Source organism: Gimesia fumaroli (genome assembly GCF_007754425.1).
Classification (GTDB): Bacteria; Planctomycetota; Planctomycetia; order Planctomycetales; family Planctomycetaceae; genus Gimesia; species Gimesia fumaroli.
Window position 1 is genome coordinate 4065573 of sequence record NZ_CP037452.1, and the last position, 25432, is coordinate 4091004.

The 25432-nt window shown below is 50.1% G+C and carries 12 protein-coding genes; 5 read left to right on the top strand and 7 right to left on the bottom strand.

The genetic code is table 11. The annotated features are described in order from the left end of the window. Window positions 1–2: 2 nt before the first annotated feature. Window positions 3–1466: a DUF1501 domain-containing protein gene (locus tag Enr17x_RS15495; RefSeq protein WP_145310225.1), complete on the top strand. Its 1464-nt coding sequence runs from the start codon at window positions 3–5 to the stop codon at window positions 1464–1466. Further along, complete coding sequence (locus Enr17x_RS15500) at window positions 1463–3265, top strand: amidohydrolase family protein (RefSeq protein WP_145310227.1); 1803 nt, start codon at window positions 1463–1465, stop codon at window positions 3263–3265. Before Enr17x_RS15495 ends, Enr17x_RS15500 begins: the two co-directional genes overlap by 4 nt. 87 nt (window positions 3266–3352) lie before the next feature. Here Enr17x_RS15500 and Enr17x_RS15505 read toward each other — a convergent pair whose 3' ends face one another. From Enr17x_RS15505 to Enr17x_RS15525, 5 genes are all read right to left on the bottom strand, one after another. Beyond that, a complete protein-coding gene (locus tag Enr17x_RS15505) occupies window positions 3353–4786 on the bottom strand; it encodes a DUF1501 domain-containing protein (protein WP_145310229.1) in 1434 nt (477 codons plus the stop codon). A 9-nt stretch (window positions 4787–4795) separates the two neighbouring features. Then, window positions 4796–8011 (bottom strand): DUF1549 domain-containing protein, encoded by a 3216-nt coding sequence (locus tag Enr17x_RS15510; protein ID WP_145310230.1) that lies wholly within the window; start codon window positions 8009–8011, stop codon window positions 4796–4798. A gap of 20 nt (window positions 8012–8031) precedes the next feature. Continuing rightward, window positions 8032–9672, bottom strand: a complete 1641-nt coding sequence (locus tag Enr17x_RS15515; protein WP_145310232.1) for a FecR family protein — start codon at window positions 9670–9672, stop codon at window positions 8032–8034. Further along, window positions 9662–10192, bottom strand: a complete 531-nt coding sequence (locus tag Enr17x_RS15520) for a sigma-70 family RNA polymerase sigma factor (protein ID WP_145310234.1) — start codon at window positions 10190–10192, stop codon at window positions 9662–9664. The genes Enr17x_RS15515 and Enr17x_RS15520 overlap by 11 nt, the downstream gene beginning before the upstream one ends. Window positions 10193–10501: 309 nt before the next feature. Further along, on the bottom strand, window positions 10502–12577 hold the full coding sequence (locus Enr17x_RS15525) for an alpha/beta hydrolase domain-containing protein (protein ID WP_145310236.1): 2076 nt from the start codon (window positions 12575–12577) through the stop codon (window positions 10502–10504). A gap of 340 nt (window positions 12578–12917) precedes the next feature. Here Enr17x_RS15525 and Enr17x_RS15530 point away from each other — a divergent pair, with 340 nt between their 5' ends. Both Enr17x_RS15530 and Enr17x_RS15535 read left to right on the top strand, forming a co-directional pair. Continuing rightward, window positions 12918–13316 carry a BlaI/MecI/CopY family transcriptional regulator gene (locus tag Enr17x_RS15530; RefSeq protein ID WP_145310238.1) on the top strand — a complete coding sequence of 133 codons (399 nt, stop codon included), beginning with the start codon at window positions 12918–12920 and terminating at the stop codon, window positions 13314–13316. Window positions 13317–13369: 53 nt separating this feature from the next. Continuing rightward, window positions 13370–18646 carry a M56 family metallopeptidase gene (locus Enr17x_RS15535; RefSeq protein WP_145310240.1) on the top strand — a complete coding sequence of 1759 codons (5277 nt, stop codon included), beginning with the start codon at window positions 13370–13372 and terminating at the stop codon, window positions 18644–18646. Between the two features lie 72 nt (window positions 18647–18718). Here Enr17x_RS15535 and malQ read toward each other — a convergent pair whose 3' ends face one another. Further along, complete coding sequence (gene malQ / locus Enr17x_RS15540; RefSeq protein WP_145310243.1) at window positions 18719–20275, bottom strand: 4-alpha-glucanotransferase; 1557 nt, start codon at window positions 20273–20275, stop codon at window positions 18719–18721. Between the two features lie 147 nt (window positions 20276–20422). Further along, entirely contained in the window at window positions 20423–22612 is a 2190-nt protein-coding gene (locus Enr17x_RS15545) for a sulfatase-like hydrolase/transferase (protein ID WP_145310245.1), read from the bottom strand. A 383-nt stretch (window positions 22613–22995) separates the two neighbouring features. On the opposite strand from Enr17x_RS15545, the gene Enr17x_RS15550 reads away from it, so the two are divergent. Beyond that, on the top strand, window positions 22996–25431 hold the full coding sequence (locus Enr17x_RS15550) for a PSD1 and planctomycete cytochrome C domain-containing protein (RefSeq protein WP_145310247.1): 2436 nt from the start codon (window positions 22996–22998) through the stop codon (window positions 25429–25431). Window position 25432: the final 1 nt, after the last annotated feature.

Sequence of the window (25432 nt, forward strand, 5' to 3'; positions counted from 1 at the left end):
TTATGAATCACCAGCCCGAACAACCTCACACTCGTCGCGACTTCTTTGCCCGTACCAGCGATGGCGTCATGGGCGCTGCTCTGACGCACCTGTTATGCCAGGACTTTTTTGGTGGAACCCAGGCACTGGCGAATGATGCCCCGCATCAACCACAACAGTTTGATCTCAAACCCAAACAACCACACCACACTCCGAAAGCCACTTCCGTCATTCATCTGTTTATGAATGGCGGGCCGAGCCAGATGGATCTGTTCGATCCTAAACCGGTTCTGAACAAAATGGACGGCAAGCCGTACCCGGGCAACATTGAAGACCTGGGGAATTCCAACACCACCAGTATCGGCGAAATGCTGGGCGGACAGTACAAATTCGCCTGTCATGGAGAATCCGGAATGTGGATGGCAGATGTTCTGCCCCACACTGCGAAGATGGCCGATGAACTCTGCCTGATCAACTCCATGTGGACCGATCATCCAAACCACGACAATGCCTTGTATAAAATTCACAGCGGTCGCCTCTTCATGGGCTACCCCACGATTGGATCCTGGACGGTCTATGGACTGGGAACCGAAAACCAGAACCTGCCCGCCTATGTCGTACTCACAGATCCTCTCGGTGCCCCCAAAAACGGTACACGCAACTGGACATCCGGCTTTTTGCCCCCGACATATCAGGGCACGCGACTCCGCCCCACGGGCTCGCCGATCCTGAATCTCAAGCCGCAATACGAGCAACCGGCGGCTGTCACCGAGTCTGCACGCAAACTGCTCAATCAACTGGACGGAATCCACCGCCAGAAACGCCCCCACTATCCTCTGCTTGATGCTCGCATCGAATCGTACAGTCTTGCAGCGCGCATGCAGATGTCGGCCACCGAAGCCCTTGATTTATCCAGCGAGACACAACACACCCTCACCGATTATGGCATCGGTGACAAAGAGACCGAATCTTACGGCAAACGCTGTCTGCTTGCCCGCAGACTGGTCGAACGGGGAGTCCGTTTCGTGCAGATCTTCCTGGAAGAACAACCCTGGGACAGCCATGCGGATCTCTCCGCCAATCACCGCGCCATGTGTCAACGAACCGACAAGCCGGTCGCCGCACTGCTCCGCGATCTCAAACAGCGCGGACTGCTCGACTCCACACTCGTCATCTGGGGCGGCGAATTTGGTCGCACTCCCACTACGCAAAAATCCGCCAATGGTTTCTCAGGCCGCGACCATAACATGCAGGCCTTTACATCCTGGATGGCCGGAGGAGGTATTAAAGGGGGAACGACCTACGGTATCACTGATGAATTCGGACACAGTGTCGTTGAAAACCCCGTCAGCGTACATGACTTCCATGCGACCATTCTCCACCAGTTGGGGCTGCATCACCAGGAACTATTCTATACCCGCAGTGGGCTGGAAGAGCGTCTGACTGGTGTCAATCCACCGCGCGTGGTTAAGGAGATCCTCAGTTGAACAATCCGGACTGTGAAGTCAATCGACGCAAGTTTCTGACAACAGCGACCACCGTCAGTCTGGCCACCACACTCGGTATTAATATCGCCCGATCAACTGAGAAGCACTCCTCCGATATCAAATTTATCGACACGAATATCAGCCTGTTTCAATGGCCCTTTCGTCGACTTCCACTCGACAATACACAGACACTGATTTATAAACTGCGATCACTTGGCATCGAACAAGCCTGGGCAGGCAGCTACGAGGGAATCCTGCATCGAGATATTTCAACCGTCAATCAGCGACTGGCTGAGGAATGCAAGCGTTTTCCACAACTGGTTCCCATCGGCTCGATCAACCCCACACTTCCCGACTGGGTACACGATCTGCAAGAATGCTTTCACAAATATCAAATGCAGGGAATCCGACTGCACCCCAACTACCACGGCTACACACTCGAAGATCCTCGCTTACTGAATCTCTTAAAACAAGTCGCTGAAGAACGTCGCTTCGTACAGTTAGCCGCAACTCTGGAAGATACCCGTACCCAACATCCCTCGGTGCGGGCAGCCGATGTCGATCTCAAACCACTGCCGGAGTTGGCTGAGAAGGTCCCCGGTCTCAAGCTTCAGATTCTCAACGCAAAACCCCGTCCTGATCTGATCGACAAACTTAGTAACGTCCCGGGAATCTTCTTTGATACCGCTCGCGTCGAAAGCACCGATGGTGTTCCGGCTCTGATACGACGTCTCCCCGAGGGACGTGTCATGTTCGGCTCACATGCACCGTTTTTAATTCCGGAAGCGGCTCTGGTACGTGTCTCTGAATCGTCAACCCTTGATGCAGCATCTCTGCATTCGGTTCTGTCAGACAATGCAGCTCAGTTTCTGTCCACGATTCACACTACCAAAAGTTCTCCACCAGAGATTAGAGTCAAAAGCCACGATTCACAATATACGACGACCGCAAATACCCCCGCTGGTTTACCTTCCTCGCAACAGCTTGAGAAATACCGCATCTGGGATTCGTACTTCACTCCCTCCCATTCCCATCCGGGACGAGATGGTAGCAGCAGCCTGATCGCAGAAATTGAACGCGCCCTGCCCGCCATCAATACGGGAAAGTTTAAAAAGCTCTGTTATTTCCCCCACGTTGGCATCGGTACGACCAGTGATACAGAACTGGAACAAAAGCTGAAAACAGACCCGGAAGTCGTGATGCAACCGCTGAAACGCTGGCCCGACCTGCTGATGGGAATGATTCAACTCAACGCCAACAATCTACGCGGCTCGCTGGACGCATTAAATCGCTGGTTACAGGACGGCCCAATGCGCGGCGTTTATTTTCCGGGAGGCGGACCGGCAGCCCTCACCTGCACTCATCGCAATTTCGATCCCCTCATCGAGCGAATTTCGGAATTGAACGGCGTAATCATGCAACACACCTGGTTTATCACCGGAGGAAAACGGAGCCCCGGAGGATCGACGCCGTCCGAACTCGCGGTGCTGGCACAACGATTCCCCCAGCAGAAATTCATCTGCGCCCATTCCGGCGGCGAATGGGAACGTGGCATACGTGCTGTGCGAGATTCAGAAAATATTCTTGTAGAAACTTCAGGCTTTGATCCCACCGCCGGCTTCATTGAAATGGCAGTTCGCGAACTTGGTGCGGAACGCATCATCTTCGGCAGCCATCTCCCCTCCCGTTCTCTGGGCACGGAATTATGCAAAGTCACTGCAGCGCAAATTTCGGAAGCAGATAAACGCCTGATTCTCGGCTCCAATTTCCGCAACCTGTTATCTCTTTCAGACGACTAATTTGAGTCTGAAAGCAGTATTTCGCACCCTTCCTGCAAACGATACGGTATCGTCGCAAGGCACTGCTACCATATTGCAGATTGTACTTTAACCTGTCACAAGTTTCGTCTGAAACTCGCCTTCGTTGATTGTAGGACGTTCAGGACGGCCATTGTATTTGTAGACCAGTTTCATGCGATCCAGGCCTAACAGGTGGAGAATCGATGCATGCAGGTCGTGAACGTGCATGCGATCCTCAATGGATCGCAATCCCAATTCATCGGTCGCGCCAATGGTTTGGCCACCTTTAACTCCTCCACCGGCCATCCACATGGTAAATCCGGTGGGATTGTGATCCCGTCCGTCTCCTTTTTCTGACATGGGTGTGCGTCCGAATTCTCCTCCCCACACAACGAGCGTCTCATCCAACAATCCCCGTTGCTTCAAATCTTTGATAAGCCCTGCAACGGGATGATCCATCGCCTTGCAGTGCTTGGTGTGATTTTTCTCAATCCCTGTATGGGCATCCCACTTACTTCCGGCGCCATGGTAAAGCTGCACAAAGCGGACACCGCGCTCGACAAGCCGACGTGACATCAGACATAACCGACCGAAAGTGGACGTCTCTTCCTGGTCCAATCCGTAAAGCTTGCGGGTTGCTTCGGTTTCCTGACTCATGTCAACTGCTTCAGGCGCTTCGGTCTGCATGCGAAACGCCAACTCATAACTGGCGATGCGTGCTTCGAGTTCGGTTTGCCTGGTGTGCTGGTCAGCAAAACCCTGATTCAGTGAATTCAGAAGTGACAGTTTCGTGCGTTGACGTCTGTCTGTAATTCCTTCCGGATTATTCAGATTTGGAAGGGGCTGCTTTCCCTCCCGCAATTGAATTCCCTGATATACCGCCGGCATAAACCCGGTCCCCCAATTGCGCGGTCCATTCACAACTGATGAGCGATTATCCTGCATCACAACGAACGAGGGAAGATTCCTGTTTTCAGAGCCGAGACCGTAGGTCACCCAGCTCCCCAGTGAGGGACGACCACCTAGCAAAGAACACGTATTCATCTGACAGACGCTCGATGAATGGTTGAGACCATCTGCCCAGCAGGAACGGATTACGGCAATATCGTCAACACAAGTTGCAATTTCAGGGAGCCAGTCGGAAACCCAGGTGCCTGCTTCACCGTGTTGTTTCCATTTTCGTTTTGACACCAACAGGGGAGACCGAGATTCCCCTGCCGCAGTCAGGATATCACCAAAACTATCGGGAAGAGACTGGCCTGCCAGCTTATTCAAGAGTGGCTTGGGATCAAACAGATCGATATGACTTGGGCCCCCTTCCATAAACAGGAAGATGACATTCTTCGCCTGCGGCCGATGGTGCGGTACCAGTCCGGCATGCGAAGAGAACTTGTTGGGAGCGGACGCGGCCTCTGCCTGCGCAAGCAGGCCGGCCAGAGCTACGGAACCAAATCCGTAGCCACTCTTTTCCAGAAACTCTCGACGGGTTCGCGGTACTTCAATGTGCGGTTTGGAAAACATGGAATTGCCTTAGTGCACGTATAAAAATTCATTTGAGTTAAGCAGAATGTGACACAGATCGACAAAGGCCTCACGACGAGGATTGGCGGAAGAAGTCATCCGGTCATTTTGAGAAATATTATGCTGATTGGGCGAACTGTCCTGAAACATACCCGGCACAGGATCGAATTTCCAATAGCCCAGTGTCTCCTTCGTAACGGATTCCTGTGTAAAGAGCAGCGACGGAACGTCCAGCCCCTGCGATGAAATCCGGATATCATCAATCAATCCGTCAAAGAGACTATTTCGATTACGAACCATGCGACCAATGGCCAGTGGCAGGTTATTCCCTTGAACCTGTCGTGTTTTGTGCTTTTTTGTCATCCGTCCTAACTGCTCATCATCGTTTGAGAGATCTTTCAGGTAGAAGTCGATCTCGCCGGCACGCTCGCCTGAGACATGAAAACTGACTGCGGCATAATAGGGCGTATTGAATTCAATATGTTGATCAGAAAAAACAATCTCGTCACCGATGGTTCCATCGCTTTTCCGACCGAATGTACGAAACACAAGTGTTTGCGGCTTGCGTCGGGAGCCGCGGCCGGTAACACCAAATAGCCAGCCTGGCTCAGAAACCTTGCCGCTCCACTTCGATACAAGCGTACGAACAGCCCCAGATTCGTATACAGACCGTATCTGAAAGAAGGCTTCTATTGTGCAGTCCTGCGGGGTTAATCTTTTGTCATCAACGACATAGAAAGAAGACGGCTTATCCGCATGAAACACGACCGACTGCCCAGTACGGTAAGGCATGGTCGCGGTTTCCAGTTGCTGCAAATTGACCGTCGTTTCCTGCTCAGCCAACAGCTCTGATTGACGATTCAGAAACGTTGTTGCCTGTGACAATTCCCCTTTTGTTACAGGCCTGCCAAAAACGATTTCCCATGCGCGTCGCACAGCCGCATTTTCTCTCTCGGTGCCAGGAACCGCTGCAACTTCCTCATAAGCCCTTTTCGACAATTGATCCGCAAATCGCAGCATTTGCTGGCTGTTGAACAACTGCAGTGATTGAACAGGAGACGTCGTCGTATCGCGGGCAGGCACACTGACGAAAAACCGCGGTAAGTCAAACGCTTCTAATAATGGATCACGACTGTTTCTCATCATCCGTAGATAGATTGACCGTTTTGGTACACTGGGAGTCACTCCCGAACCACCCGCCTGTAGGTTAAGCTGCCCTGTCACAGCCAAGATGGAGTCGCGGATTTGCTCTGCGTCGAGCCGACGTGTCTCCGCACTCCAGTAAAATTTGTTGGCGGGATCGATGGAAGCCATCGCATTTTCCTGTGGATGCTGAGTTGACTGACGATAGGTCGCAGATGTGACGATCAATCGATGCAGGCGTTTGAATCTCCAGCCATCATCAAGGAAGTTTCTTGTCAGCCAATCAAGCAGATCCGGATGTGAAGGCGGCCCACCCAGGCGACCTAAATCGCTGCTGTGTGGCGCGAGTCCTTTTCTGAAGTGATATTGCCAGATGCGATTCACGATTACGCGTGTCGACAAAGGATTACTTTCCTGAGTGAGCCAACGTGCTAAAGCACTTCTACGACCGGTGGTATCCTGACTGGGGGAGCCAAATTCATCGCCAGACGTCTCATCAAGTATTGTCAGAAAACCGGGCTCACATTCTGTGCGTTTTTTAGGAATCATTGTTTTGGGGGCGACCGGACCCACATCACTGACCTGCTGCGCAACCGGTAGCGGAGCAGGCTTCAGCTTATCGAACGCTTTCAGATTGCGTCTTAAAGCCAGAACTCTCTCTTTATCTGCCGGTTTCAGTTTTTTGTCGAGGTTCTTGTAATTGTGTTCCACCTGCCGCCACGCCAGCTTAACTAACTGTTGTTCCAGAGGAGACCGCTTCTCCTCTGGTTTACTAATCATCGTCTGGATATCAGGAGGAAACGACTTAATGACGGCTCTGGCCTGCTCTCGATAAGGGACCTCGATCTCTGTGAGTTCCTTACGAATCTTTTTCGTGGCCTGCTCCCAGGCATCCATTTCAAGACGGTGTTTTTCAAGCTGCTTTGGTGTGGCAACCTCTTGCCCTGTTTGAATCAGGATCGGCTCGAAGAAAGCACGCAACTGGAAATAATCTTTCTGCAGAATGGGATCAAACTTATGATCGTGACACTTGGCACATTGCATGCCCACTCCCAGAAAGACATCGCCAACGGTGTCGGTTAATTCGTTTAACATGATGTCCCACTGACCGGCAACATCACGGCTATTCCACTCATAAATCCCATGAGTCAGGAACCCTGTTGCAATTTGTGCATCGACATCATTGGGAAACAGCTCATCTCCTGCCAACTGTTCCTGAACGAACTGGTTGTAAGGCTTATCTTCATTGAGAGAGCGAATCACATAATCACGATAACGCCACGCATTGGGACGGTAGCCGTCAGCACGGTAGCCATCCGAGTCGGCATACCTCACAACATCAAGCCAGTGCCGCGCCCAGCGTTCGCCATACCGGGGACTTTCGAGCAAGAGATCAACGAGTCTCTCGTAGGCGTCCGGTCTTTGATCATCCAAGAACCTCTGCACTTCCGTCGGGGTGGGAGGCAAGCCGTGCAGGTCAAAATAGACCCGGCGAATTAATGCTTCCCGGCCCGCTTCCGGCGCAGGAGACAATCCATTTTGCCTTAGCCTGGAAAGAATAAACTGGTCGACTTCGTTCCTGCACCAGTCACCGTCTGACACTACTGGCACTGTGACATCCTGTAAAGGCTGAATCGCCCACCAGGTGCGGTCCTCGTCAGTGAATCCAGGGCCATGCTCCTTGCGAACCGGAATCGAGTCATCTGCCCCAGGCCAGGGAGCGCCAAGGGAAACCCATTTTTCGAGCACCTTGATCTGGTTCTCCTTCAGTTTTCCCGAAGGTGGCATCTCATACGATTCATAACGAACTGCCTCGATGAGCAAACTTTCGTCTGGTTTGCCGGGTATGATAGATTTCCCGGACTCCCCTCCCAGCAGCAGGTGGCCGCGGGTGTCGAGCCGCAGGGCTCCTTTCTGCTCTTTCTCACCGTGGCAAGACCAGCAGTGTTCCGAGAGCAAGGGGCGCACTTCTTTCTCAAAGAACTGCATCACTTCTGGTGAGAGATCAGCAGCATTTGCTGAAGACATCATCAGTAAGACAATGAGATTAAAGCACACACTATATTTGACTATCTTATACATGGAATCAGAGATCCAGCCTTTTATTGAATGGGTGGGAGACCGACAATGACAACCGGGTCAATCCTGTCTGCATCGTCCTGGGCATCCTGAAGAAACAGTCCGGTAATTGATCCTCCTGGTGGGATCTTCATGTCATCCAGATCGATACCGATGGCAAAAAGGCGAGAGGGGACTTGATGTACCAACTGTGACCGTGCCACGATCGGAAGTGGAGTACCATCGTTGGCGTAATTCGTGCTCAATTGGGTCAAACGACATCCGGTCATAATTTGTGCGTCCTCGGAATGACCATCAATGTCGTATTTCCTGATGGTCATTGGTCGAGCGTCCGAGTGGTCTGATCGTGGGTACAAACGGAAGACATCGCCTTCGAGAGAATGGGCAATTGACTGCGCATCGAAAATCACAAGATCAGGACCGGGGGAATTAATCACGGGTTGATCAAAGACGAGATTCATACCGGGAGTCCCATCACGGCCCAGAATGAACCCTCCTTCATGCAAATTGTTCTGCCCTCCGGGATTTATGAACCCTGAAGCAAACTTAAGATTCATCAATCCGAATTGATTGTGTTCATCCGCGGGAGCATGGGCGGGAACGATTCCAAAAGCGTTGGAACCGGGCCGATAATGATTGACTCTAGGCAGAATGAAATCATCCGCATGGTAAGAGTGATCAATGCCCGCTCGCTGTACAGACAAAGACGAAAGGTCTACCGCTCGTCCCAATATATCCTGATTTGTTTTATAAGATATCAGGCGGTCGGGGATAGAGGCGACATAGTCATCGCTTTGTGTATCTTGGCTTCCTTCCATTAAATGCAGGTCAGTGCCAACATAGGCAGTATCACCTTTCAACAATGTTCTTTTGCCGGGTTTACTCAAAGAGGAAACTTCCGCCTCGCCATCCACGACAGCCACTTTTGATGCTCCGTCTTCAGCAACAACAACTGAAAAACGAGTTCCCAAATCAATCACATCGCTTGTCGGCGTACTGACCTCAAAGCCTTCGGCTCCCTCTGGTGCATATACAGAGCACTTCCCGAGGTTCACCACAAGCTTCTCATTATGCACAACCTGAAACAGCGCTGGCGCACTCAAAATCACTTCAGCTCCCGAGACAAAACGAATTTTTACTAACCCATCTTGCAACATATAGTTTTCGGAAAACGTTAAGCGATTGCCGATTGACGTGGGAGAATGCATACCACGAAATACCGCACGATGCCCTGCAACAATTCGAGCATCGGAAAGTGTGTCTTGCGCGGTATTCCTCTCCGTCGATTGTAGTACGCTGCTTTCTGATCTTGTTGTTTTCAGCTCTGCTAAATGCTTTTGTTGATCTCTGCCAGCTGACACAAAGATAGCCACCGCAATCAGGCAAAGCAGAGCGCACGTTGCCAGAGCCCAAATGCTGAATGGGACCAGGTGTTTCCGTCGTGGGTGACCAAAGGTCAGCTCGGGGGCTGTTTTGCTGACTTCCCCCAGTTCAATCAATGACGAATCAAGCAACATATATTCGAGGTACAGCGTTTGACGCTCAGGCTGATCCAATAGCAATGATTCCAGGTGTTCTACTTCTGCTTTTTCAAGCGAACCATCTGCGAGCCGGTGCATGAGCCGTTCAAATTCTGCTTCATTTTGCTGATCTTCATCCGGCATGATCCACCTCTGCCACTCGTCGTAAAACACAGTTTCTTAACTGGCTGCGGATTCTGCCAACCCGGTCATAAAGCGCATTAATTTTCATCCCCATTTCTTGTGCAACGGACGCACACTTGCGTCGTTCCCAATATACTTGCTGCACAAGCCACAAATCTTTTTGACGCAGTAATTTCAAACATTTTTCCAGTGACGTTAGTTGCACATTCTGGACGTTTTTGCCGCTCTGAATTCGCTCGAAGAGTTGATTGAGAAGTTGTTCTGAAAAATGATGGCGATCACGTGATAAGACACGTTGAAAGTTTTTCACTTCATAAAACGCGATTCCCATCGCCCACGGAAGAAATTCGCATTCAGAATCGTACTGCTCGTACTTATCCCACAGAATCATGCTGCAACGCTGGTAAACATCTTCAGCGTCTGTGTGATCTGCCAACATTGAGTAGATAAAAGCATACAACTGGCGGCGATGAGCCGTCAGCAAAGTCGTAAATTGTCGTTCTTGTTTCTTCTGTTCCATGAATTAATTCAACAATCATTCCAGGCCTGCTAACACTCAATTATTCTGCCCCACAAGTAATCGTACACTCAACAGAATATTCAGGTCACGTTCTCAAGAGAATTCGTAAAATAGATGCAATCCTCTGAGACTTGGCACGTTGTCACTAGACCGGAAACACTCCGTATCCCCTATCACAACAAAGACTTACAACGACATCACCGAAAATCGTGCTAACAGAACTCACTCAAAATTCCCATTGATGGCCAAGCCTTTGGATTAGTGAGAAAATTCTCGAGCCACATCTCTACTGACGGAAGCTTAGATCTCCTATTCCGGCTGCGTGATATTCGCATTTGGGTTAAACCTGGCGAACAATGGAGCAACCCGCTTTCGCTGCGTCTGAAGAGTTCGTTCCGTGTCTTCCTTCAGAAGATAGCCAGCCTTTTCGTACTCGCGGCATTGCGCTGCGAGTTGATTGAGATAATTATCAATTGTGCCATAACACGTTTCCACAGACTGCCTGGAATCACCATTTTTCTCACGATCTGCTTTGGTGATGGGAAAAGGAATGTACGACCCCGACAAACTATAGAGTTGGTTTGCCGCAGGACCATTCTCATTACGTAAACGCCAGCTTGTATAAGTGGCGACCGGAACAGCAACCTCAGGCGCGGACAAGCAGCCGAGGTCATTTCCATCCGGCCCCGAACGCGGAACAAGGACCCTGTAATCGCCGCGAGGGATCGGTGGTTGATGATCCACGATCCGCTGAGTATGCCAGCGCGGGCCGAAATCAAGAAAGGACGGCTGTTGAATCACTCCCGGATAGCGAATGCCGGGGATCTGCGGAAATCCCGTTGCGTTCTGCGTCCAACTCACAAGAGTGCCTTCGCTGATCTTCGGATAGACACTTGAAGGCGGCTCAGTTCCATCCTTTGCCCAGCGATCAAGCGACAGCAGCAACGCGCGCACAAAGGGTTTGTAATCCGCAGGATTCGGGGCTGTTTGACCATCGCCAATACTGGTTGTGAATCGGCTCGGACCATGTTGCGTCCCACCAAAGATGTAGAGTCGCACATTTTCGGGGATTTCTACGTCGGTTTTGCCGAGCGGGTCAGTGTGAGTAAGGGAACCGCTGCGATTCCAGTATTCCGATGACGACTGAGTATGCATCACCAGCGGCGCAGTACCACTAGCCTCTGAGCGTTTAAGAATTCCCTCAGTCAATCCCGATAGAGGGTCAGTCATTGTGCTATAAGCAAATGGAAAACGATCAGGCGGGTAATCATGATGATCATGTTGACCGGCATGACGTGTCGGCTGGGCAAAGCGATGGTTGAACGACCCCATGCCGGAACCGGACACATGAGGAATAATCCCATCGAAGACTTTCTGTCCCTCTTCGTCCTCGTTGAAGCCCCAGTAGACCATCTCGCGTAGAAATCGTCCGCTCTGCGAAACGCCGATGGAATGTGCCCGTTGAATCAGCGGCTGTCCATCAACCAGCAACGGATTATCTTTCCCTGTCCCGTACTTCAACGCAGAGACCAGATCACGAACGGAAGTAAAGCTGGTTCCCATCACCACGGGATCCTGTGCTTCATAAATCAGTTCGTAAATGTGAAGTTTCTTGAGCCCCTCTGGATACTCCAATTCCACCTTTGGTAATTGGGTTGATGAATCGCTCTCCACATCGGAGATATGGAGTTTCCATTGTGACCGAGGAACAGGAACTCGCGGATGACTGGCCAGTAAGCGATGAGTCAATGTTGCCGTCTTCAGTCCTTCAGGCGTTGGTCGATAGGAGCCATGATTCGCCCAGTTCACCACCGAACGCCTTGTATCCGAACTGGGCACAATCTCGCAGCGTACTTTACCGGTAATTTTCTTCGTGATCGGTGGCGGATAAAGCCGCTTCCGATTGTTGCCCGGCAACAGTTCCCCATCCCAACCGCTCCAGACCACAGTAAATCCATGGCGCATCAGAAATCCGTCGCCCGCGTGTTTCTTCTCTTTCGGATCGTTGCTACCCGAGGCATAGTTTAACAGTCGCAGGGCATTCAGATTTCCACGATTGTTGACACCGTAAAGCAGAGCCCCGTTGCCTTTACTCAAATCTTGCGGCGCTAGAATGATCAGATCCGCGGATAGTTCAACGCATCCGCATTCGTTCCGAGGCGCCAGTTTCAGATCAATCACGTTCTGATTCTGAGGCAGTTCGGGATCTAGTTCAAAATATACGCGGCCAATAATTCGTTCGTACGCGCCGACTTCTCCAAATGCCTGACCGGAGGCGAAGGGTTCACGTGACGTGATTTCAAATCGCTTGACTTCCGCGCGTAGTGACGACGAAATTAATCCGAAGAGAATCGTGATGGCAACGACTTGCGGTATCTGTTTCATGGATGTCTCTATTGTTGAACATGTTGAAGAGAGTACATTTTGGATTGTGTGCCCATACGTAACGAACAAACACAGGGTTCCGATGATAATCTCTGGAAGGCAGGCTTAACCTCGCCTTCCAGCTCAATTTCTTAAATTGTATCTCATTACTTGATACAGGTTAAGCCTGTCGCTTTTCTACACCCCCACTTGCTTTCAATTGCACACCAGTATTGAGCGCAATTAATTATTTACATTTTTTATCGGGCACACCAAAGACAACTTGACTTCCCTATTAAAAAAACGGTAAACTCCCACAAAGACATCTTGCCTTTAATCAGTTCAGGGAGAAAGATTCTCGATGCCACCAAAGCAATACCATGTCACCGATACCGAGCTGTTAGTCCTTCAGGTTCTCTGGGAACGTAGCCGTGCCACCACGCGCGAAGTATGTGATGAGATCTATCCGGAAGGATCTACGTCTCAGTATTATACAGTCCAGAAGCTATTAGAACGACTTGAGTCCCGAAACTGTGTCGAACGAGACCGCAGTCAACGAGTCCATATCTTCTCGGCGACGATCGATCGTGAGACTTTAATTCAGGAACGGCTACGGGGCCTTTCCGATTCTTTGTGTGGTGGATCAGTGATACCAATGCTGACAGGACTGATTCAGATGCGTCGCTGGACGACTGCCGAACAGAAACAACTGAACCAACTGTTAGAGGAAGTCTCCGGCAAGAAATCGAAACGGAATTAGTGCCAACGAACATCGCAAATTATCACACGGGATTTGTATAAGGGAGTCGTTCGATGTGGTTTGAATCAGCAGCTCACGTGGTTCTGAGTATTCTGACAATTGCCGCTATTCTCTGTGGCGTCGCAGAATTAGTGAGCCGCGTAATGCGACAGCGTTGGCCAGCCATTGAACACGCATTCTGGCTTGCCGTACTGCTGAGACTGGTCATTCCTCCCTTTATGCCACTCGCTACACCTGGATTCCCTTTCTGGAACGATTCAGAGTCGACGATCTCACAAACAACGCCCCAGGCCCCTACTGCGATTGATCCTAAGGTCTCAATCAATGACAAATCCACTTCCATTGACACTAAAATATTTGAGGAAGCCCAGCGTTTTCCGAAAAGAGCAGATGTCACAGCTAGCCATAATCAGAAAGGTGACTCAACGCAAAACTCAGCAAAAACAAAGTCATCTCTTCCCGAATCTAAAAAGCTTGTTGAAAAGGACCAGACAATATTGGCTCAGGGTACTGCCGCTCCTTCCCTGAAAGAGGCAAAGCGTCTGCCCACCAAACCAAAAACAATAAACACAACTGGTACAGTAATACCACTCTCAGTTACTGCCAGCGAAAGGATCGCCTGGATCGTCTGTTTCATTTGGGTGACCGGTTCCCTGACTGTCCTGGTCAAGTCCCTGAGATCGATCTGGTCATTTTCGAAGTTACTGCAACTCACTGTTCCCGTTTCATCTGATGTGCAAGCTGTCATATCCGAAATTGCAAATCAGATTGGTCTCAAGAAAGTTCCCACGGTCAGAGTTTTGACGGCAACAATCCCTCCGCTGGTCTGGTCTGGTTTACGGAATACCATGGTCGTACTTCCACGTGACTTGTCTGCGATGGAAGAACCGATCACACGGGATCTACTTCTGGCGCACGAGTTTGCTCATCTCCAGAGACGCGATTATTTAACGCGATGGCTGGAACTCGCTACCGCCGTGTTATGGTGGTGGTGCCCGCTGTTCTGGTTAGCCCGATACCGCTTACGCGCAGCAGAAGAGTCGGCGTGCGACACCCGCGTTCTGCAACTCTGGCCTGAAAGGGCTGACGAATATGCCAAGGCAATCGTTGAGACCGTTGCTTTTATCGCCAATGCACAGAAGCAGCCGGAATTAGCTACCGGAGGATCCGGGTCAGTACGTCAATTGAAATCACGACTAAAATTGATCGAAAGGAATCGTTCAAACGTCGCTTCTGGATTCGCAAGCCCCCTCCTGATTCTGTTACTGGCGATCCTTTCTTGCCCGCTTTTACTCGTGGGAAAAACAGCCAATGAGAGTGTCACAGCAACCAACCCACAAAATGTAGATTCAGCAGAAATATTCAGTCCACAAAAACAACAAGAAATTCAAAAGAAACGATCCAGCAAAAAGCCTTCGCAACCAGTTGCTTTACCTCCATATTGCAAACCATTCTTTACGGTCCCTGCCCCAGACAACTCCCAGATAGCTTTCACGGGCAGATATATCAAACAGGACGGGTCAAGGAAATACGGTCTTTTCTGCTATAATCCAGCTAAGAAAATAGTCAAATGCCTGATTGAAAAAGGGCTGAAGACAAAGCCAGCCTGGTCCCCGGATTCACAAAAACTGGCTATTGGAAACTCGCCCGGCTACGGCAACATCTATCCGCTGGTCGTGATCGATGTGGAATCTGGTGAAATTGACAAAACCGGTGTGCAGGGCGCAGGAGCTGTCTGGTCACCCGACGGTCGTTTGATCGCTGTGTCAACACAATTTGGAAATGCTGGCTCCTGGATCGGAGGAATTCCTGCAGACGGACGCATTGGAATATGGGATACAACTTCTCGAAAACTCAAATATGTCAGTCCGGCGGGAATCAATCAGCAAGATCGCGACTCGGAATTTCGTTTTATGACAGGAGGTATTTTTCCAAGATGGTCGCCCAATGGAAAGTGGCTGGCCTGGACTCAACGCACTACTGAATTGCATCCTGACATGAAAAAGAAGTCACGATCAGAGATCTGGGCCGCACGCATTGATGGAAGTTCGTTACAGCGTGTTTTTAAAGATTCTACAACCGTGAGTTGGTCAAAGGATAGTGCCTCTCTGACCGAAACGAAAAGTGGCAGGCAGGTTTCCCTGAAACAATCAGAAACGGCTGTTCCTGAAGATTGGCCGACGCTTCCCAGCGTTTTGAAGAAACAACTTATAAAGCATAAAGCGGCCGCCCAGAGAGTAGCTCAGTTTGATTCCAAAATCGTCCTGGCTGCCAATCGTCTTTGGCAAAACCCTGAGCTGGAGGACATCGAATCCATCGAATTCACGCATCGTATGTCACCAATCCGACTTGATGAGCATTTCCAATGGAAAAAAGAGGGAACGTTCCGCGTTGAGGTAACACACCGCGAAGATGGCTCCGAACATTATGGAGTTGGCTGGTCGATTCTAAAACGTTCCGACGGTTCCACCTTCACATTTAAAGACAGTTACGCTTATCCTCGGTACCGAAGCACAGAAGATATCGAAAGTGCACAACGCAAGCCATACCAGCTGTCGGCCAAAGAACTTCTCAGACGCGACACCCTGCGGCATCTATCGGGAACCCGCTTGAATTTCGTAGCCATCGACTGGGGACGAAATCCCAATGACTTCAGAATTACTGATTACATACAGAAAAATAACACTCGGCTCATCGAACTACGAGCAACTCCCCATGCCTCTCGTCGTGTCCGGTTAAACGCCGGTGCCATGTTTGAAACAACATCATGGTCCTATATGCATGACGTCTACAGCAATCGGACAATCTTGACGATCGACGACCAGAATCGCATTATTCGCGAAGTCGCCTACAAAGGTGATGAAGTGATCGCTGAGGTTGATTTATCGGATTGGGTTACATCGAAAAATGGTCAGCAGGCACCGTTGAGAATTGCGATTCATTTTCCCGAGAATAACTTCCACGTTGATCAGAAATTTCGTATCACCGATGCAGATCTGTGGATCTTAACCAGCGGCACGTCTCAATTTGCTGAGAAAGAAGCGCAGAAAGAAGAGATTATCGACCTGAAAATCAATGCTTCATCGAAAGCCCTGAACGAAGCAGTAAAGAAAGCACAATCCAAATTAAAAGAAATGACCGCATCGGCTCTCCCTCAGCATAAGGTCGCGTTACAGGGATTGACTCCATTAGAACCAGGTGCCACTCACACCTTTCATGCGAACCCTGAAGTAGGCGCCAATCAATTTCGTCCCCAATCAATAAGATGGATGCCGACGAACTTCTCTTCAAACGTAACCCGCACATGGGGGATCACCACCCCGACAGCAGAATTATACTTCCCGCCTTTGAAATCGAATCCGCTGAACATCAACACAAACTTGATGCTCGTACTGTATGATGAGCATCGACTACCGTTATTCGCATCGACCGTTCCTGAAGCAGCCGTAACTGCCAGCAGCCGGTCGGCCAAAGAGACATTGAACCCATTACTGAAGAACCATCAGCTCTGGTTACGCACCAAAGACGCTCCTCAACCCAATGTATCATTCCAGTTTGAAGGACAGGATGAACAGTCTCCGCGTCAACTGCCCCACAAAAGTCTTAAAATCAATCGCGGCATCACACTGTTGCTCGCTCTAGATAGCATTCGACACGCACCAGAGCGCTGGAAAATGCCAATTGCATTTTCAGCAGACTGGAATGGACGCCCTGTGCGCGTTTTGGGTTTGAATGGCCCGAAATTTTCTCAGGAAGTCGGTTCAGGACTCGAAAAAGAAACCGGTACCTACTCATATGTAGGCGGTTATTCAATCAGCTCGAACAAGGACCTCGTGCTGGTTGTTGATGCCGAGACCGGTTTTCCGCTGGTCGAACGCTCTGAATCGATGGAATTTCAATTTCTCGACTATACGGAAGTGTCGCCAGGGCAGTTTGCGCCATTACGGATCATCTGCAAAACGCGAGCGTTTGATATGGACCTGCGATTCCAGATTCTTGATGGCAAATTATGGCTCTTTGACCGAGAGGCCCATCTAAAAAATATATCGAAGGTCTCGACCAGCCAAATTCTGATCGACGGCAAAAAACCAAGTAGAGTAATTCGTTCCAGTATACCCGATTCGAAAGGAGAACTACCCTGGGTCCAGTGGGACGAGTTGAAGTCGCGCCAGCCGGAACAGAAAGGGGACCAACTCTCCGCATCATTTGCAGCATTCACCAAACCCTGGACACATCCGTCATGGAATAATTTAACAGAGATTAGAGCTGAAACAGGCGCTGATGGCAGACTGATTCTTCGCTGCAGCCTGGTTTCTTACCCGCGACTCGGAATTGCTAAGTATTGGACGCTGACTCGGTTTTCTGGCGAATCAGTAGAACCGATGACATGTGCAGAAACACTGGAAAAGAAGAGTCAGTGCGAAGTCGTAGTCGCACCGTTTGAAATCAATCAAACCACACTGGTGCCTCGACAGTCCGATGAAATTTCGCAAACAGCCGAAAAATGGTCCTTAGGGGGCTCTGCTTCACAGAAGACTCGAGTGAAGTCGTTTTCCATTCACCGCGATCCACAGCAACGCGCCGTGCTGACACCGGAAATCCTGAGTACATCTTACTATAAAGGTCAGCTGGTCCGTGTGACGGGGGTGTTGATACGAGATGGCATTGTCGTCGCTTCCGGTTCCGCAACTGATTCCTTCAGAACGTTGAGTACCCCAGAAGTTTCAAAAGAGGCACGAGTTTTATTACTGAATTCCGATCGACAAACTGGCAACTCTGTTCTAATTGGCCACCGGTCTGTCGTCACGAGTTCTCCCGTAGGTAGCACCTGGGCGCAGCTCATAGATGATAATTATTTCACTTCGTTCGCCCCCAGGGGGCTTCTATCCAGTCGTTTTGCCGAGGTCAGACAGATTGGCTTACAGAGTCTCTATATGCAGCAATCAAAAGAGATCTACGTTCAATATCATCGAGAACGCCGTAAAGGAAGAGTTGCCGAAAACCTGATCCCCTATCGGGATATCCTGAATCAGATCTTATCTGGTCAGAACGACGATTCCCCTGCTGCTATCGCACTGGCCTGTCGCATGGCGGGCTTTTCTGAGAATCCCAAATTCCAGACAGCACTCCGGGCGCTCTTGAAACATCCTTCTGAAATCGTCCGAGATTCAGCAGCTATCGGTCTCGGTCTGCTCGGCCAGAACGATGCCATCGAACGCTTGCGCCATCTGGCTGAGCAACCTGAACCATTAAAAGAAACAGCCACGGATCAACTGCAACGCCTCACCAGACAGCATGCATCCTGGGCGTTGAAACGAGCCGACGACTGACGGTCTCATGTGATCTAAACATTGATGAAGTGCGTTTCGTTGCTTTAAAGTCACTGTAGAAATCGGAAGGTCTTAATCCGCTGATTGTATCACGGGGAAGCGATTCGATTTTACCGTCAACTCCCGGAGCCATTCAAAAGCAGGCGTGTCCAACATCTCTGTCGTGCATCGCCAGCGCCAGTTTCCGCACGCACGTCCTGGTATATTCATGCGTGCGTTCGCTCGCAGATTGAGGACATCCTGCAAAGGAGCCATCGCGAGTGCTGCGACTGAAGACCATGCCAGCTCCATTAAGACAGCCGCAATTTCCTGACTCTTGATTACGGGGTGCTGCAGCGTTTCACATAACATTTTTCGCTCATCTTTCGACAACGAGTCATACCAGCCGCGTGTAGTGTTATTGTCATGTGTGCCTGTAAAGACAACCGTATTCGAATCATAGCTGTGTGGCAGGTAAGGATTGTCAGGATTCCCATCAAAGGCAAACTGAAGGACGCGCATACCGGGTAGATGAAATTCGTCTCGAAGTGCATTCACATCTGGAGTAATGATTCCCAAATCCTCAGCAATCAAAGGAAGTGACCCCAGTTCGTTTTGCACTGCACTGAAAAACTTTTGGCCAGGCCCAGGCACCCATTGCCCTGCCCGTGCATTTGGTGCCCCATTGGGTATATGCCAGGCCGCTGCAAAACCACGAAAATGATCTAACCGAATCAGATCTACATGATCCAGTAACGCACAAAACCGATCAATACACCAGCGATAACCTGTTTCTCTGAGTGTTTCCCAGTCATAAACCGGATTACCCCAGAACTGTCCCTTGGTACTGAAGTAGTCCGGAGGCACTCCGGCTACAAAGCGAGGCCGTAATTCATCATCGAGTAGAAATAACTCTGGATCAGCCCAGACATCGCTGGAATCAGGGGAAACAAAAAATGGTAAATCGCCAATGAACCGGACTCCCCTGTCGTGAGCATATTCCTTCAGGTGTTTCAACTGACGGAATAGCAGGAACTGCGACAACCCTACCTGATCCATTTCATCCGCCAGTTCCTGCTTCGCCTGAGTCAGAGGATCCGGATTCCGTCGGACCAGTTCCTTTGGCCATTTGAGGTAGCTCGCTCCCTGATGCTTGTCTTTCAAAACCTGAAATAAGGCATAGTCATCCAACCAGGCTTGTTCGTCTTCCCTGAATCTTTCATATTCGTGCTTCTGCTCTGCGGTGGCCCTTTCATGAAAATGGCGCCAGACCGTTTCAAGTAGACGTTGTTTGAATGATCTGACGGCGTCATAATCCACATGCGAACCAGGGAACTCCATTTCAGAAAGGTCAGTCTGATGTAACAAACCGTCCGCAATCAGATCATCAGGGCTGATAAGAAGCCAGTTAAGAGCAAACGAGGAAAGAGGTTGATAAGGCGAGTTGCCATATCCTGTTGGTCCCAGTGGTAAAAACTGCCACCAGGATTGACCAGCCTCTTGAAGCAGGTCGATCCAGTTCCGTGCCGCAGGACCAAAGTCGCCAATACCATACAGAGATGGCAAGGAAGTCACAGACAACAAGATACCGGCACCACGGTAATTTGGTAAAAAACAAGAGCGACTCTCAAACTGATCGCTGTTACTCATAATCTTCCTTCATCCCATTCAGAAGAATTCAGAACAACACACAGCACAGCATATCCTCAAAATTCTGTCACCTTGGATGACGATCGGGAATGAGCTGTGCTGTTTTTAGTTGATCAATTCGAGCGACTGCTGCTTTGTTCCTCAAAGTCAACGTTGACCATAAATCGGCGGCTTCCAGTTTTTCGGTAAGCGCCCCTGTGGTCGTACGCCATACGCATTCGGCGGAATGGGATGATCTTTGGCTTCTTGCAGGGGAAGATCATCGGGCAGGTGTTTGATTTTAAAATCCTTATATTGAATTTTCATGGCAGGCCCCACGTGAACCTGTACTGCCAGAACTCCTTCCAGAGCACGTCCCTTTTCGTCCAGGTCAATCAGGTCGGCCGTTTTATGTCCATCAATCCAATGCTGGTGATGGTTCCCCTTCACCAGCACGCGGAAATCATGCCACTCGTCTGGAGCAAATGTTTTGACGGGCATTTTTTCAATAACCCATGGCTGACCGTCAGGCGCTATAATCACTTTTTCTCCCGTGTGTGACAGTATACGACGTCCTCTTTCTTCATATAGCATCCCGTTGTAGTTTGGATTATTCGCCACCACATCACACTGATAACCGGTGACAATATCCAAACCCAAATCCGGCCGCGACATGCCTCGGTACTGCAAGCCACTATTGCCGCCGGGAGTCACTTTCACCTTCACATGCAGATCGAAATTGCGAATGGTGGAATCTTTCCAGGTGATGAAATGGTTCATCTTTAATGTGCCATCTGTTTTGCCGGTCAAGGCGCCGTCTTCGACTGACCAGTACTTGCGATCACCGTTCCAGTGACGCAGCGATTTGCCATCGAAGACGCGTACGAACCCTTCTTTATCGGCACGGGCACTGACAGCTGCCGAAGCTTTCGGATGAGGCGCCGTCGATGCTGTAAATTTCCCTTTGAGGGGATCAAGCGGGCCCCCCAGTTCTTTCACCCGTTCGGTAGTCCGTTTTCGCATTGCCTGCAAGGTTTTTGTGTGCTGAGGATCTCCCGCCAGATTGACCAGTTCATCAGGATCATTTTTCAGATCATGTAGAAATTCATGATTACCGTGATCAAAGTATCGCACATATTTGAATTGCTCGTTGCGCAAACCTTCATAAGCAGGAATACGACTGCGAACAGCGAAATGTTCATGAAACGTCTCCGCACGCCAGTCAGCAGGTTTTCCCTTCTCTACAATCGGCTTCAAGCTGTGACCCTGGTATCGCTCGGGAATTTTGACCCCCGCCCAGTCGAGAAAAGTAGCTGGCAGATCCAAGTTCAACGCAGAGGCAGTCGTGACTTGACCACGCTGTTGTTGAGGAACACGCGGATCAGCCACGATCAAAGGTACCTTGATCGCCTCTTCATAATGGGACCACTTGCCTGCCAGACCACGATTCGCCATATAATATCCATTGTCGGCGGAATAAACGATGATCGTATTCTCAGCCAGGCCTGCTTCCTCTAAAGCCTGCATGAACCGTCCAATGGCGCCATCAATTCCGCTCACCATACGGTAATACGCACGCATGTTTGTTTGGTATTTATCTTCGGTATTCCAGCGCCAGAAATAGCGTTCCCGGTTAATCGTCGTTTTCAGAAAGTCAGGCTGCCCGTTGAAGATCGCAGGATCACTCAGACGTGGCGGTGCAATCGTAACGTCTTCATACATCCCATCGACAGCGCGAGGCCACGGAAAATGACCAATGCCCGGTCGTCGATCACTGTCCTCAGCATGGCAGGCATTGAACCACATGTTCAACGCGAACGGTTTATTTTTCGGTTGCGATTTCACAAACGCAATCCCGCGATCAACAATCAACTCCGTTTCATGTCGCAAGCCGCCATCTGGTTGTTTTTTATAATAAGGGTTACGGCTGATCGCCTCAAATTCATCAAAATGGGCTTCTCGTTTATATCCCTTCGGCATTTTAGCGTGCCACTTTCCGAAGTAACCCGTGCGATAACCATTTTGGCGCAAAATATCGGAATACAAGGTCTCCACCGCATCGGGACGTGCCTGTTCCGGATTCGCAGAAGTCCCATAGCTCCGCCCCGTTAAGCCGGTAAGAATTGTTGTGCGGCTCACCCAGCAGATTGCCTGACTGACATAGGCGTTTTCAAATCGTGTTCCACGCGCCGCCAGTGCGTCAATATTCGGAGTTTGAATAACCTGATTGCCATAACAGCCAATCGTGCTAGTCGTTTGGTCGTCTGCAAAGAAGAAGACAATGTTCGGTCGCTCGTCAGCATAAAGTTGGCTGGAGAATGTAAAGAGAACGAGAATCAGCAGCAGGATGGATTTCATGGCAGAGTTTCATTGGTTTGAGATAGAGCGCGTTAGTCAGAGGCCAATAGACACAATAAAATTGTACCATTGATGCAAGTGAAAGCCACCCGGTCACGGAAATTATTTCTCCACTTTCACTTAACGTCTGACAAAAAGAGATACACTCGTAAAGCAAAACGAAAATCCATGTGTGAGAAAGGCTTGTATTCATTAGCGACACGGGGTTAGAATTAAATCCCTCTCCTCGTTCAAAGAAGCCAACCACAGATTCAGAAAATGTCCGTTAAATCATCGAGTTTAATGCTACCAGAAGATCCGTTTTACTATTATAGCCATGCACGTCAATCATCCTTTTGACCAAGTGACGGCTCAATCCCACAGATAGAAAGTTAGTTTGCGAAATGAGTAACCAGAAACTCCGCACCACTTTCTTAACTGCAATCTATTCCCTGCTGATTTTAGCAGGGCAAACCTCTTTCGGTGCGAACGAGGTCGACTTCCGTGAGAATGTAGCTCCGATCTTACAACGTCATTGCCTGAGCTGCCACAACGACCGGGTGCGTCGAGGAGGACTCTCTTTGCACTCGGCCCAGGCGACGTCAAAAGGAGGCGAGAGTGGCCCATCAATCGACCCGAGTGACCCTGATGCGAGCTATCTCATCGACCTGATCACTCCGACAGAGGGTACAGCTGAGATGCCACGCGATGAGCCGCCGCTTTCCGAGAAAGAGGTAGCGACGATTCGGAACTGGATTAAAGCAGGCGCTGTCTGGCCTGCTGACTTTGAGATTCAACCTCCAGTACTATGGTCACTCAAACCGCTGCATCGTCCCACCGTCCCCTCAGACTTTGAAACCAACCCGGAATTCCCTATTCGCAATCCCATCGACGCATTTGTGGCGGCGCGGCACAAACTGAATGGGCTCGAACCAGCTCCCGAAGCCAGTCGTCGCACACTTATTCGCCGACTGTACCTTGATCTGACGGGCTTACTTCCCACACCGGAGGCAGTCGAATCGTTTGTCTCTGATGAAGATCCACACGCTTACGAACAACTGGTCGATGAGCTGTTAGCCTCTCCTCATTTTGGCGAGCGCTGGGGCCGCTACTGGCTGGACCTCGCACGATATGCTGACAGTGATGGTTATCTGGGAGACAGTATGCGTCGCCATGCCTGGGTTTACCGTGAATGGGTCATTGATGCCATTAACCAGGATCTGCCATTTGACCAGTTTTCTATTGAGCAACTGGCGGGGGATCTGCTCGACAAACCGACGTTATCCCAGAAAATTGCAACCGGCTTTCATCGAAATACGCTGAGTAACACAGAAGCCGGCGTTGATCTGGAATTATATCGTACGAAAGAAATCGTCGATCGTGTGAATACAACGGGAATGGTCTGGCTCGGTTTCACATTTGGCTGTGCTGAATGTCACGACCATAAACACGATCCCATCTCTCAAAAAGAGTTTTATCAGATTTATGCCTTCTTCAATAATGCCAATGAAACCACAGCGAAAGTCAAGAAGCCCTGGGAAAACGCAGAATACGAACAGGCTCGAACGAAATGGGAACCGCAGTATCAACAACTCCTGTCAGAATTAAAAGCGTATGAAAACACTGGTCTAACAAAGAAACAACAGACCGAGATCACCGAAATTCTGAACAAATACAAAAAAACGACCGATCTGAAACGTCTCTCCCCTTTCTATCAGACGAAAAAAGCAGGCTGGAAAGAACTCTCTGCAAAACTTGCGAAACAACTACAGACAAAACCATCTCCTCCCGCGACGAGAGCACCGATCTTTACAGAACGAACCAAAGACCGTCGCGACACCTTCGTGCACGTTCGTGGCATTTATAATCGTCCCGGCGAAAAGGTAAGTCCGGACACTCCTTTCGTACTCCCAGATTTATCATCGCGAAACCAGACGCCGGACCGACTGGATCTTGCCCAGTGGCTCTTTCAAAATAATAATCCGCTGACGCCGCGTGTGTCAGTCAATCGCATCTGGCAACATCTGTTTGGGCAGGGACTTGTTTCGACCCCCAATGATTTTGGAACCAAAGGTGCAGTCCCCACGCATCCACAGCTGCTGGACTGGCTCGCAACAGAATACAAAAGTCGCGGCTGGAGCCGCAAAGCCATGATTCGACTGCTTGTAATGTCGTCCACTTATCGTATGTCATCAGCATCAAACGCCCGTTCCAATCCTCAAGACATCAACAATCAGTTGTTGTGGAGACAAAACAGCTATCGGCTCGAAGCCGAAATCGTTCGCGACATTCATCTGACAGCAAGCGGTTTGCTGGATCGAACCATTGGCAGGCGTGGGATCAGACCACCTCTGCCCGCGTTCGTCACCGATGTGGGACGCAGCGTCAAATGGCCTGCCAGCCAGGGAAGCGAACGATATCGACGGGGGATGTATATTGTCTTTAAACGCACGGTCCCCTACCCGATGCTGATGACGTTCGACGCGCCTGATGCCACCGTTTCCTGCAGCCGACGCGAGCGTTCTAATACGCCGCTACAGGCGCTGACTCTGTTGAACGGTCCCATGTTTTTCGAAAGCGCTCAGGTGCTCGGTAAAGAAATGCATGAGCACTATCCCGATGACTTTCCCTCTGCCATGAATGAAATGTTTATGCGATGTCTTGGACGTCCTGCGAATGAACGGGAACAGAACGCACTCAGCGCGGCCTATTCTGATCTGCTCCAAGTCGCCAGCCAGAACAATATCGATTCCGCAGAAAAAACATCGCCGCAATTGACGGCTCTGATCCAGGTCGCTCGGATCATCATGAATTTAGATGAATTTATTACGCGAGATTAAA